Genomic DNA, 12,403 nt, shown 5'->3' on the forward strand with positions numbered 1-12,403 from the left:
AACTTTTTAGGTGATTCGGTGAATCCAGTAGTGCACAAGTGTTCAGGGGCAACTGCTTCGCCCATGACGAAGCTTGGGGAGACAGTAAAATGAGCATCGAATTCATGCCGCCCGAAGTCGACGAACTTCGGCCGCGGATCAGTGTCATCGGCGTCGGCGGAGCGGGCGGCAACGCGATCGCGAACATGATGGCGAGCCAGGTTCAGGGCGTCGACTTCCTCGTCGCCAACACCGACGCGCAGGCGCTCAACGCGTCACCCGCGGAGCGGCGGATCCAGCTCGGCCTCAAGATCACGCAGGGCCTGGGCGCAGGTTCGCGCCCCGAGATCGGCCGCGCGGCCGCCGAAGAGGCTGCCGAGCAGATCGAGCGCGCGCTTGACGGCGCGCACATGTGCTTCGTCGCGGCCGGCATGGGCGGCGGCACGGGCACGGGCGCTGCGCCCGTGATCGCGAAGGCGGCCAGGGATCGGGGGATCCTGACCGTCGGCGTCGTCACCAAGCCGTTCAGCTTCGAGGGCAATCGCCGCATGAAGTCCGCCGATGCGGGCATCGCCGAGCTGCAGAAGCATGTCGACACGCTGATCGTCATTCCCAACCAGAATCTGTTCCTGATCGCCAATGCGAACACGACCTTCAAGGAAGCGTTCCAGATGGCCGACGAGGTCCTGCAGCAGGGCGTGCGCGGCATCACCGACCTGATGGTCATGCCTGGCCTCATCAACCTCGACTTCGCCGACGTCCGCTCGGTGATGGGCGAGATGGGTAAGGCAATGATGGGCACCGGCGAAGCCGAGGGCGACGGCCGCGCGATCGAGGCCGCGGAGAAGGCGATCGCCAACCCGCTGCTCGACGGTGTGAGCATGAAGGGCGCCAAGGGCGTCATCATCTCGATCACCGGCGGCGAGGACATGCGCCTGATGGAGGTCGACGAGGCCGCCAACCATATCCGCGAGCTGGTCGATCCCGATGCCAACATCATCTGGGGTTCGGCGTTCAACAACGATCTCGAGGGCAAGATCCGCGTCTCGGTCGTGGCGACGGGCATCGAGGCTGAAGCCGCGACGCAGGCCGAGCCCGCTCGCGTCTTTGCTTTCCCCACGGCACGCCAGCCGGTTGCTGAGAAGGTCGAGCCGGTGAAGCCCGTGATCGAGGAGGCGCCTGCACCGGTGCTCGAGGCGCCCGAGCCGATCGAGGCCGAGGCCGAGGCGGTAAGCTTCGAGGATGATGCGGTTACGGCGGCGGCCGACGAGCTGGTGCTCGATGCGGGCCGGATCGTCGACGAACCGGTCGCCGAGGAACCGCTCGACCTCCAGGTCGAGGCACCGCAAGAGAAGCCCGAATGGCTGGGCGCCAGCGACGACGAGCACCGCGCACCGCGCGTCTCGACGGGCGGCGGCACGCTGTTCGAACGGATGTCGAACATCGCGCGCGGCGCGGCACGCAAGGACGAAGAGGACGCGAACGGCAAGCCCGATCCGCTCGATATCCCCCGATTTCTGAACCGCCAGAACAACCAGTAATCATTATCCGATCAACGAGACGGTGCCGCCGGCTTAACCCCGGTTGGCACCGTTTCGCCGTTGTGGAGGCTTGCCATTCAGCCGGGCTTCATCGATCAAGCAATGCAGATCGACCTGTCATGACCCTTACAAGATCCTCTTCACGCTGGACCCTGCTGGCCGCAGCGGCGGTGCTCTGGACGCTGCCGATGCCCGCGCTTGCGCAGGCCGGTGATCGCAGCGCCGCGGGGCGCGCGCTTTCCGAAAATCTCAACACGCTGGCGATCGACACGCACAATGTCCGCGCGCTGATCGGCGCGGGCGATGCGGCGCTGACGCTCGACGATCCCAATGGCGCGATCGGCTTTTTCGGCCGTGCCGACGAAATCGACCCGCGCAACGGGCGGGTGAAGGCGGGGCTCGCGCGCGCGCTGCTGATGCTGGAAAGACCGCGCGAGGCGCTCAAGCTGTTCGATCAGGCGACAGGCCTGGGCGTGTCCGAGATCGAGGTCGCGCGCGACCGCGGGCTCGCCTACGACCTGCGCGGCGACCAGAAGCGTGCGCAGCGCGACTATGCGCTGGCGATGCGCCGCGGCGACGATCCCGAGGTGACTCGCCGCATGGCGCTATCGCTGGGCATTTCGGGAGACCGCGAAACGGCAATCAGGACGCTGACGCCGCTGCTCTACAAGCAGGACAAGGCAGCTTGGCGCGCGCGCGCCTTCATCCTCGCGATGACTGGCGATGTCGACGGCGCCAACGGGGTGGCGCGGCAGGTGATGCCGGGGAACCTTGCACGGCCGATGGGCTATTTCTTCAGCAGGCTGGGCGGGCTCTCTCCCGCTCAGAAGGCGGCAGCCGTGCATTACGGGCAAATGCCGTCGGACGGCCGTTCGGAGGCGCTGGTCTATGCGCAGGCCCCTGTCACCGAGCCGCTGGATACGCGTGCGGCGGATCAGCCGATTGCGGCCAAGCCCTCGCGCGAGCCGCGGCGGCGGCCGGGTTCGGGTGAGACCCAGCAACTTGCCGCAGTGAGCGCGGCTCCCGCCGCCACCGCCGCCATGAAACGGCCCGCGGCGGCGCCAGACAGTCAGGCGGTGATCGCAAATGTCGCCGACACTTCGCAGCCCAAGAGGGTGGGCGGCCGGCTTGACACGCGCATCGGTCCGCCGCCTCCCAATGCAACGCAGCCCTTCACCGCGGCCGCCGCGAAGCCCGTCCGCGTCGCGGGCATGACCGCATTGCCGCCGCCGTCCGGCGCGCCATCGCCATCAACTGCCAACAGCACGCCGGTTGCCGCAGCCGTCTCCCCGGCCACTACGCCGGTCGCGGCGGTGGCACCGGCCCCCGCAGCCGCGCCGGCGCGCTCGATCCTGGCCGATATCGTTGGCCGGCTCGAGCTGGAAGAGGCGGTCGTCGTTCCGCCGCCGGTGCCTGCGCCGCGCAAGGCCGCGGTGGCGACAGAGCCCAAGCCCGCCGCACCGGGCAAGGCGACCGAGCCTGAAAAGGCCGATCCCAAGAAACTCGATCCCAAGAAGGTCGATTCCAAAAAGACGGACGCGAAAAAGCCCGATCCCAAAAAGGCGGCCAAGGTCGATCCGAAAAAGGCCGAGCCTTCGCGCATCTGGGCGCAGATCGCGACGGGCGGCGACAAGGCGGCGCTCGGCCGCGACTATCAGAAGATGGTCAAGAAGGCGCCCGCCGCGTTCAAGGGCAAGACCGTCTGGACCGCACCCTATCGGTCGTCGCGGCGGCTGCTCGTCGGACCCTTCACCAGCCAGAAACAGGCGCAAGATTTCCTCGGCAAAGCCGGGGTCACGGGCTTTGCTTGGACGAGCGCCGCGGGCGAGGCGGTCGAGAAGCTGCCGCTCAAATGACGCTGGCACGCTATGCCAGCCATGCCGACCGCAGCCGAGGGCGCCTGCACGAAGAGCCGGGGGGTGCGGCGCGCGGCCCGCGCGACGCCTTTCAGCGCGACCGCGACCGGATCATCCACTCGATCGCCTTTCGCCGGCTGCGTCACAAGACGCAGGTGTTCATGGCGCCCGACGGCGACCATTTCCGCGTCCGCCTGACGCACAGCCTCGAGGTGGCGCAGATCGGCCGCACGATCGCGCGCGCGCTGGGGCTGAACGAGGATCTGACCGAGGCGCTCTGCCTTGCGCACGATATCGGCCATCCGCCCTTCGGCCATGCGGGCGAGGATGCGCTCGAAGCGGCTATGCTCAAGATTGGCGGCTTCGATCACAATGCGCAGACGCTGCGCACGCTGATGAAGCTCGAGACCCCCTATCCGCGCTGGGACGGGCTCAATCTGAGCTGGGAAACGCTCGAAGGGCTCGCCAAGCATAACGGCCCCGTCTTCAAGCCCGGTTGGGCGCTCGCCGAGGCCGACGCCGAATTTCCACTCGAACTCACGGGCTGGTCGTCGCTCGAGGCGCAGGTTGCAGCGCTGGCCGACGATATCGCCTATGACAACCACGACATCGACGACGGCGTTCGCGCCGGGCTGCTGACGGTCGACCAGTTGATGCAGGTGCCGCTCGTGGCCAGAGGGTGGGCCGATGTCACCGCGCGCTGTGAAGGGTGCAGCGCCAACCGGCTGCGGTCCGAACTGATCCGCTCGCAGATCGGGTTGATGGTGAACGACCTGATCGCGGAGACTGAGCGTCGCATCGCCGACGCGCGCGTCGAAAGCGTCGAGGATGTTCGCGCCGCCGGCCGCGCGCTGGTCGGCTTTTCGGACGAGATGCGCGATGCCGAGCGCGGGCTCAAGCGCTTCATGTATGCCAATCTGTATCACCACCCCGCCCAGCTCGCCGCCGCGGACTTTGCGCGGCGCATCGTCGCGGGGGTGTTCGCTGCCTATGATGCCGATCCTGGCCGGTTGCCCGAAGGCTGGCGCGAGACACTGCCCGCCGAAGAGCCCGCGCGCAGCCGCCATATCGCCGACTTCATCGCGGGCATGACCGACCGCTATGCGATCACGCGCTATCGCGAGCTGGTGGGTCCGGTCGACCCGCCCGAAGGGTTTTGAGATCAGCGCCTGAGCCATTGCGCTTGTCGAAAGCCGCTTGCGCAAGCGGTGGTCCTTGGCCTTAACCTCTTGCCGACAAAGGCTTCGGGGATCAACCATGACCTGGCTTTCGATCATTGAGCTCGTCGCGGCGCTGGAATGCGCGTTGATCGCGGGCACGTTCTTCGCCTTTTCCACCTTCGTGATGCAATCGCTGGCGAGCCGGCCCGCCGGCGAAGGGGCGGCCGCGATGCAGGCGATCAACCGAATCATATTGCGCTCCACCTTCCTGCCCGTCTTCCTGGGGACGGCGGCGCTCTGCGTGGGCATCGCGGGCTATGCGGCGATCGCGTGGGGACCGGAATCGCCGCGCCTTCTGGCGGCGTCGCTGCTTTATCTGATCGGCACCTTCGGCGTGACGATGTGGGCGAACGTGCCGCGCAACAACCTGCTCGACCGCGCCAATCCGGCGTCGAACGGGACCGTGGAACTGTGGACGCGCTATGTGCGCGAATGGAGTTTCTGGAACCATGTGCGCAGGATCGCCTGTCTGCTGGCAACCGCGCTCTTCATCGGGCTGCGCTGAAGGAGAGGCCCGCCCGTGAGAAATACGGGCGGACCATCCTGGGTCAGCGTGACGCCAATTGCTTGGTGGCGTCGAACCGCTCGACGTCGCTCAGCTTGAACGAGACGGGCCTGCCGTTGGAGACGCCGCTGACGCGATTGCCGCTGACGACGAGGCGGAACGTCGCGTTGCCCGGAAAGCGGTGGCCTGTGATGACCTTGCGCCGACCGGTCTCCGCGGTCTTGTAGACATAGGTGTAACCGTCATGCTCGAAGCGCGCTTCGGCGCTTTCTCCGGCGATGGCGGGTGTGCCGGCCAGTACGGCGGCGGCAGCGGAAATGATAAGCAGCATTCGCATGGTGTTCTCCCTTGCAGAATGCCGATCAGGTCCCCCGAGGCTTTGCCTTCTTGAGCGCATTATGCTGCACTGCAACAATGCGGGCGAACGCAAAGCGCGCAGTGACGATTGCGATAATGTAAAGCGTCGGATCGCGAATCTGCGGCGGCGCGCTTCAAATCCGCCGGCCGATGGTCTAAAGCGCCGCCTTTCCCGCTCTTGATCCGGAAGTTCGACGTGACCCTTTACGCCCGTTTCGCCGCGCATATCGACGCGGTGCTGGACCAGCTTGTTGCCGCGGGCGACCTGCCCGCCGATCTTGATCGCAAGAATGTGACGGTCGAGCCGCCGCGCGATACGTCGCATGGCGATCTCGCGACCAACGCCGCGATGGTGCTGGCCAAGCCCGCGGGGACCAATCCGCGCGCGCTCGCCGAAAAGATCTCGGCGGGACTGCAGGCGATCGCCGAGGTGGCGGCGGTAGAGGTCGCGGGACCGGGCTTCATCAACATGCGGCTTACCGACGACAGCTGGCGCGGTGAGCTTTCGGCGATCGTCGACGATGGCGATGATTATGGCCGTTCGAAGATGGGCGAGGGTCATACGGTCAATGTCGAATATGTCTCGGCCAATCCGACGGGGCCGATGCACATGGGGCATTGCCGTGGCGCGGTGGTGGGCGACGCGCTCGCTTCCTTGCTCGAATATGCCGGGCACAAGGTGATCCGCGAATATTATGTCAACGACGCGGGCGGGCAGGTCGACGTGCTCGCGCGTTCGACGCATCTCAGGTACCGCGAGGCGCTGGGCGAGGACATCGGCGCGATCCCCGAGGGGCTTTATCCGGGCGACTATCTGGTGCGGGTGGGGCAGGCGCTCGCCAGCGAGTTTGGCGACAGGTATGCCGCGGCGCCCGAGGGCGAATGGCTCAGGCTGTTCCGCGAGCGCGCGGTCGCGGCGATGCTCGAGATGATCAGGGCCGACCTCGCGCTGCTCGGCATCCATCACGACCTGTTCTCGTCCGAGGCGGAACTGCAGGCCGCGGGCAAGCCCGAGGCGGCAGAAAAGTGGTTGCGCGAGAAGGGGTTCGTCTATGACGGCGTGCTCGAGGCGCCCAAGGGCGAGACCCCCGAGGACTGGGAGCCCGTCGAGCTACCGCTGTTCCGCGCGACGCAGTTTGGCGACGATCAGGACCGGCCAATCAAGAAATCCGATGGGAGCTGGACCTATTTCGGTGCCGACCTCGCCTATCACTTCCAGAAGGCGCAGTCGGCGGACGAGCTGATCGACATCTGGGGCGCCGACCATGCGGGCACGGTCAAGCGCATCCAGGCGGCGGTGAAGGCGCTGACCGAGGGCAAGACGCGCTTCGACGTCAAGCTCGTCCAGATGGTGCGGCTGTTGCGCGGCGGCGAGCCCGTCAAGATGTCCAAGCGTGCGGGCAATTTCGTGACGCTCGCCGATGTCGTGAACGAGGTCGGCAAGGACGTCGTCCGCTTCACCATGCTGACCCGCAAGGCCGACGCGCAGATGGATTTCGACTTCGCCAAGGTGGTCGAGGCGTCGAAGGACAATCCCGTATTCTACGTGCAGTACGCGCACGCCCGGATACGCTCGGTCAACCGCAAGGCGGCCGAGGCGGGTATCGTGTGCGAAAGCGCCGACCTGTCGCTGCTCGACGGCGAGGAGCTGAAGCTGGTCAAGCTGGCGGCGCAGTTCCCGCGCATCGTCGAAAGCGCGGCGTCGGCGCGCGAGCCGCACCGCATCGCCTTCTACCTTTTCGATCTGGCAGCGGCTTTCCACGCGCTCTGGAACATGGGCAACGACTCGCCCGAGCGCCGCTTCCTCGTGGCGAATGATCCCGCGACGACGTGCGCGAGGCTTTTCCTTGCCAACGCGATCGGGCAGATTGTCCGTAACGGGCTGGCGATCATGGGGGTGGCCGCCGTCGAGGAGATGCAGTGATGAGCGATTACGGGCGCGGCGGGCTGGACCTTCGCGAGGAGGACCGGTTGCCTTGGCTCGAGCCGGTCGAGGATGTCGGCGAGGATCGCCCGACGGTCTCTTCGATGAAGCTCGTGGGCGGCGTCGTCGCGGCGCTGGCGGCGCTCGGCATCGTGATCGCGGGCGTGTCGTGGTTCCGCAACCGCGACACCGGGACCGAGGGCGACGGCTCGCTGATCCAGGCGCCGGCGGGTGACTACAAGGTCAAGCCCGAGGCGCCCGGCGGGATGAAGGTCGAGGGGCAGGGCGATACCAGCTTCGCGACGAGCGAAGGCGCCGAGGCGACGGGCAAGATCGACACGAACGCCGTGGCCGAGGCGCCGGTGCAGGGCCAGGTGGTGAAGCAGCCCGCGCAGCGCACCGAGCGCGCGCCGGCCCCCGTTGCGGCGGCCAAGGTGGCCGAGGGCGGTGAGCTGCCTGCACCCAGGGCGGCGGCGTCGACGATGCCGCGCCCCGTCGGCACCGGCCCCGGCGGCTCGCTCATCCAGCTCGGCGCTTATGGCAGCGAGGCACTGGCCAATGCGGCGTGGAAGCGGATGAGCCAGCGTTTCAGGTTCCTCGCGGACCTCCCCACCTCGATCGTGCCGGTGAAGGTTGGCGAAAACACGCTGTACCGCCTGCGGGTGAATGCAGGATCGAGTGGACAGGCGGCCGAGCTTTGCGGCAAACTCAAGGTGGCGGGGGAAAGTTGTCTCATCGCCAGCAACTAGGGGGGGCGGCGTTCCTATGAAGCCGGTGATTTTCGGGCTGTCGGGCGCGGTTCTGACCGACGACGAGCGGAGTTTCTTCAGGGAGGCCGATCCCGCCGGCTATATCCTGTTCAAGCGCAATGTCGCCGATCGCGAGCAGTTGCGGCGGCTGACCGATGATCTGCGGTCGATCGCGGGACGCGATGAGCTTGCGATCCTGATCGACCAGGAGGGCGGACGCGTCGCGCGGATGCAGCCGCCGGTCTGGCCGAGCTTCCCCGCGGGCGCGCCCTTTGGCGCTCTTTACGACAAGGCGCCCGCTTCGGCGATCGAGGCGGCGCGTGCAAATGCCGAGGCGATCGCGCTGACGCTGTCCGAGGTCGGGATCACCGTCGACTGCCTGCCGCTGCTCGACGTGCGCCAGCCGGGCGCGAGCGACGTCATCGGCGACCGCTCCTTCGGCAGCGACCCGATGCGCGTGGCCGCACTCGGGCGCGCGGTACTCGACGGCCTCAGGCGCGGCGGCTGCGTCGGCGTGGTCAAGCATATGCCGGGCCACGGCCGCGCGATGGTCGACACGCATCACGCGCTTCCCGTCGTCGAGGCAAGCGACGAAGAGCTCGAATCCGACATCGCGCCTTTCCGCACGCTGAAGGACGCGCCGATGGGGATGAGTGCGCATATCGTCTACAAGGCGTGGGATCCCGAACGTCCCGCGACGCTGTCGCCGATCGTGATCGAGGAGATCATCCGCAAGCGCATCGGCTTCGACGGACTGCTGATGACCGACGATATCGACATGAAGGCGCTGTCGGGTACCGGCGGCGAAAAAGCCGCTGCCGCGGTGGCCGTGGGATGCGACATCGCGCTCGATTGCTGGGCGCGGATGGACGAGATGATCGACATTGCCAATGCGCTGGGCGAGATTCGCCCGGAATCGCGGGCGCGGCTCGATCGCGCGATGGCGACGATCGCGGCGGAGCCCAAGGGCGATTTCGCGGCGCTGGTCGAGAAGCGCGATGCGCTTCTCGCCTATGCATGAACCACGAACTGTTCTTCGAGGATGAGGCGCCCGAGGTAGCGGGGGAGCGGCTGACGCTCCACCTCGAAAGCTGGGAAGGGCCGCTCGACCTGCTGCTCGCGTTGGCGCGCGTGCAGAAGGTCGATCTGCGCGAAATCTCGATCCTTGCGCTCGTCGAACAGTATCTCGAATTCCTCAACGAGGCCAAGGCGCTCAAGCTCGAGATCGCGGCGGACTATCTGGTGATGGCGGCGTGGCTCGCCTATCTCAAATCCTGCCTGTTGCTGCCGCGCGATGTCGAGGCCGATCCGAGCCCTGAGGAGCTGGCGCTGAGGCTCCAGCTGCGGCTCCAGCGCCTGAATGCGATGCGCGAGGCGGGCGCGCGGCTCGTCGGGCGCGACCGGCTGGGGCGCGACGTGTTCATGCGCGGCGCGCCCGAGGGGTTGCGAACGATCCGAAAGAGTCTGTGGCATGCCGATCTCTACGAGCTGATAGCCGCCTATGGCGTGGTCAAGGCCAGGACGCAGCCTGCCTGGCACCAGGTGCAACGTCGCCCTGTGATGACGCTCGAAGAGGCTTTGCAACGCGTCGAGCGGCTCATCGGTGAGAGCATCGAGTGGGCCGAGATAGGAAGCTTCCTCCCCGACGGGCTCGGCGGCGAACTCAGGCGCTCGGCGCTGGCGTCGAGTTTCGTCGCGGCGCTCGAGCTCGCCAAGCAGGGGCGCGTGGCGTTGAAGCAGGAAGCCGCCTTCGCCCCGCTCTATATCAGGGGTACGCAGTGAATCCGCCCGACGATACGCAGCGCGCGGTCGAGGCCGCGCTTTTCGCTGCCGGGGCGCCGCTGACGATTGCCGATATCCAGTCGCATGTCGGTCCCGCCGCCGATGTGAAGGCCGCGCTGGCGCAATTGCAGCAGGATTATGCGGGGCGCGGGATCGAACTGGTCGAGCGTGGCGGGCGCTGGCACTTCCAGACCGCCGCCGACCTCGCGCACATATTGCGCCGCGAGCGCGAGGAACCGCGCAAGCTGACGCGCGCGGGAATCGAGACGCTGGCGATCATCGCCTATCACGAGCCCGTCAGCCGCGCGGAGATCGAGGCGATCCGCGGTGTGCAGATTTCAAAAGGTACGCTCGATGTGCTGATGGAGGCGGGCTGGGTGCGGCCCGCGGGACGGCGCGAAGTGCCCGGGCGACCGCTCACTTATGCGACGACGCCCGATTTCCTGTCGCATTTCGGCCTTGAGAGCCGGCGCGACCTGCCGGGGATCGACGATCTGCGTGCTGCGGGGCTGCTCGATCCCGTCGATCTGGCGTTCGCGGAGCTTGAACTGGAAAGCCCCGACGATAGCGACTAGATAGAGTCGGTGATTGTCATCGTTTTTGCATGATCCTGCCGCAAAGCGCCGCGTCGCTTTCGACCGATCCTGCTTCGAGGAGAGAATATAATGGGTGGACTGAGCCTGTGGCATTGGCTCGTTGTCGGTGTCGTCATCCTGCTGCTTTTCGGCAAAGGCCGCTTCTCGGACATGATGGGTGACGTCGCAAAGGGCCTCAAGAGCTTCAAGAAGGGCATGGCCGAGGATGAAGAGCCGGCCAAGCCTGCCCCGCGAATCGAAACGCAGAAGACCGTCGAGCCGACCGTCGAGCCGCAGGCCCGCCCCGTCGGCGAGGATCGTCCTGCCAACTGAGCCGGCGGCGCTTGCCACCAAGCACGCACGGGATTAGCGCGCTCGCATGTTCGATATCGCACCGACCGAATTGCTGCTGTGCGCGATCGTCGCGCTGTTGGTGATCGGTCCCAAGGACCTGCCCAAGGCAATGCGCGTGGTCGGCCACTGGGTCGGTCGCGCGCGCGGGATCGCGCGCCATTTCCGCGCGGGCTTCGACACGATGGTGCGCGAGGCCGAGCTCGAGGAAATGGAAAAGAAGTGGCGTGAGGAGAATGAGCGTATCATGCGCGAGCATCCCGTCGCGGCGGAGAGCGATGCCGATTCCCCCGCGCAGATGACGCCGCAGCCCGAGATCATCGATGCACCCGCGGCCGCCGAGCCCGGGCCGGAGCAGAAGCCGGCGGGGTCAGCGACGGGGCAGCTTGATTTCGGGCTCGACGCGGACAAGCCGCAATGAGGGACATCGACGACACGCGCGCGCCGCTGCTCGAGCATCTGATCGAGCTCAGGCAACGGATGCTCTGGTCGGTCGCCGCGCTCGGCGTCGCGTTCGTGATCTCCTTCTATTTCGCCAGGCCGATCTTTTCCTTCCTCGTCCAGCCGCTGGTCGCGGCGGGGCAGGGCAAGATCATCTACACCCAGGTGTTCGAGGCGTTCTTCGTCCAGATCAAGGTCGCGCTGTTCGCGGCGATGATGATCGCCTTCCCCGTGATCGCTACGCAGCTCTGGCAGTTTGTTGCGCCGGGCCTCTATCGCCAGGAGAAGAAGGCGCTGCTGCCCTTCCTGGTCGCGACTCCGGTGCTGTTCCTCGCGGGTGCGTCGCTCGCCTATTTCTTCGCGGTCCCCGTCGCGCTGCGCTTCCTGCTCAGCTTCCAGGGCGATCTGGGGGGAATCGAGCAGGAAGCGTTGCCCGCGGTCGGCAATTATCTCTCGTTCATCATGCAGTTCATCATGGCGTTCGGCATCGCGTTCCTGACGCCCGTCCTGCTGATGCTGCTCGAGCGCGCCGGAATCGTCACGCGACAGCAACTCGTCGGCGCGCGGCGCTATATGATCGTCGTGGCGTTCGTGATCGCCGCGGTGTTCACGCCCCCCGACGTCGTCTCGCAGCTGATGCTCGCGGTGCCGCTGGTGCTGCTCTACGAGATGACGCTGGTGACGATATGGTTCACCGAGCGGCGCCGCGCGCGACAGGTGAGCGCGTCGGAAGACTGAAGGCGGCCGTGCGTCAGCAACGACACGGCCACCTTCGTCCCGTCAGTCGATGGCGTCCTCGCCGGCTTCGCCGACCGACTTGATATCCTGACCGGCCCCCTGGACGGTGTTGCAGGCCGATACGAGCAGGCCGCTCGCGATCATCATCAACGCCAGATACTTGCGGATCATCGATCTTCTCCAATGAGGCTGCTCTGCTGGCAGCGTCGGCGATTCAATGTCTGGAGAGCGGATTCGGTTCCGTAACGAACCGCGACAAAAAATGAGGCCCGAACATGCCACCGGGGGGGAGGGGGTTGGCATGTCCGGGCCCTTGTCTTGGATAGCGAGAGCGGGGGGGCAAAAGGTCACTATCCAAGCTTCAAAACGGCTCGTGCAGGCTTTG

General features: G+C 66.5%; 14 protein-coding genes. 12 read left to right on the forward strand and 2 right to left on the reverse strand.

The features are described from left to right. The first annotated feature begins 89 nt into the window (after positions 1-89). The 4 genes from ftsZ to AC3WJD_RS07205 all read left to right on the forward strand — a co-directional run bounded on the left by ftsZ (position 90) and on the right by AC3WJD_RS07205 (position 5,101). Positions 90-1,520, forward strand: a complete 1,431-nt coding sequence (ftsZ, locus tag AC3WJD_RS07190) for a cell division protein FtsZ (protein ID WP_492745845.1) — start codon at positions 90-92, stop codon at positions 1,518-1,520. Between the two features lie 119 nt (positions 1,521-1,639). Next, complete coding sequence (locus AC3WJD_RS07195) at positions 1,640-3,376, forward strand: tetratricopeptide repeat protein (protein WP_492745847.1); 1,737 nt, start codon at positions 1,640-1,642, stop codon at positions 3,374-3,376. After that, positions 3,373-4,536 (forward strand): deoxyguanosinetriphosphate triphosphohydrolase, encoded by a 1,164-nt coding sequence (locus AC3WJD_RS07200; RefSeq protein ID WP_492745849.1) that lies wholly within the window; start codon positions 3,373-3,375, stop codon positions 4,534-4,536. Before AC3WJD_RS07195 ends, AC3WJD_RS07200 begins: the two co-directional genes overlap by 4 nt. A 97-nt stretch (positions 4,537-4,633) precedes the next feature. Continuing rightward, entirely contained in the window at positions 4,634-5,101 is a 468-nt protein-coding gene (locus AC3WJD_RS07205; RefSeq protein ID WP_492745851.1) for an anthrone oxygenase family protein, read from the forward strand. 43 nt (positions 5,102-5,144) lie between these two features. On the opposite strand, the gene AC3WJD_RS07210 is transcribed toward AC3WJD_RS07205, so the two are convergent. Further along, on the reverse strand, positions 5,145-5,438 hold the full coding sequence (locus tag AC3WJD_RS07210) for a hypothetical protein (protein ID WP_492745853.1): 294 nt from the start codon (positions 5,436-5,438) through the stop codon (positions 5,145-5,147). Between the two features lie 216 nt (positions 5,439-5,654). Between AC3WJD_RS07210 and argS the strand changes: the two genes are divergently transcribed. From argS to tatC, 8 genes are all read left to right on the forward strand, one after another. Continuing rightward, positions 5,655-7,382 (forward strand): arginine--tRNA ligase, encoded by a 1,728-nt coding sequence (gene argS, locus AC3WJD_RS07215; protein WP_492745854.1) that lies wholly within the window; start codon positions 5,655-5,657, stop codon positions 7,380-7,382. Continuing rightward, positions 7,382-8,131 (forward strand): SPOR domain-containing protein, encoded by a 750-nt coding sequence (locus AC3WJD_RS07220; protein ID WP_492745855.1) that lies wholly within the window; start codon positions 7,382-7,384, stop codon positions 8,129-8,131. The genes argS and AC3WJD_RS07220 overlap by 1 nt, the downstream gene beginning before the upstream one ends. Positions 8,132-8,147: 16 nt before the next feature. Then, complete coding sequence (gene nagZ / locus AC3WJD_RS07225) at positions 8,148-9,152, forward strand: beta-N-acetylhexosaminidase (protein ID WP_492745856.1); 1,005 nt, start codon at positions 8,148-8,150, stop codon at positions 9,150-9,152. After that, the gene (locus tag AC3WJD_RS07230) at positions 9,149-9,913 is read left to right on the forward strand and encodes a segregation and condensation protein A (RefSeq protein WP_492745857.1); all 765 of its coding nucleotides are present in this window, start codon (positions 9,149-9,151) and stop codon (positions 9,911-9,913) included. The genes nagZ and AC3WJD_RS07230 overlap by 4 nt, the downstream gene beginning before the upstream one ends. After that, complete coding sequence (scpB, locus tag AC3WJD_RS07235; RefSeq protein ID WP_492745859.1) at positions 9,910-10,488, forward strand: SMC-Scp complex subunit ScpB; 579 nt, start codon at positions 9,910-9,912, stop codon at positions 10,486-10,488. Before AC3WJD_RS07230 ends, scpB begins: the two co-directional genes overlap by 4 nt. Positions 10,489-10,578: 90 nt before the next feature. After that, entirely contained in the window at positions 10,579-10,821 is a 243-nt protein-coding gene (locus tag AC3WJD_RS07240; RefSeq protein ID WP_492745861.1) for a twin-arginine translocase TatA/TatE family subunit, read from the forward strand. A gap of 46 nt (positions 10,822-10,867) precedes the next feature. Further along, positions 10,868-11,260 (forward strand): Sec-independent protein translocase protein TatB, encoded by a 393-nt coding sequence (gene tatB, locus AC3WJD_RS07245; RefSeq protein ID WP_492745863.1) that lies wholly within the window; start codon positions 10,868-10,870, stop codon positions 11,258-11,260. Further along, entirely contained in the window at positions 11,257-12,018 is a 762-nt protein-coding gene (gene tatC, locus AC3WJD_RS07250; protein WP_492745865.1) for a twin-arginine translocase subunit TatC, read from the forward strand. Before tatB ends, tatC begins: the two co-directional genes overlap by 4 nt. A 42-nt stretch (positions 12,019-12,060) precedes the next feature. On the opposite strand, the gene AC3WJD_RS07255 is transcribed toward tatC, so the two are convergent. Next, a complete protein-coding gene (locus AC3WJD_RS07255) occupies positions 12,061-12,189 on the reverse strand; it encodes an entericidin A/B family lipoprotein (RefSeq protein ID WP_119763691.1) in 129 nt (42 codons plus the stop codon). Positions 12,190-12,403 lie beyond the last annotated feature (214 nt).

This window comes from Sphingobium sp. FW306-1B-F04DB, from assembly GCF_058781925.1.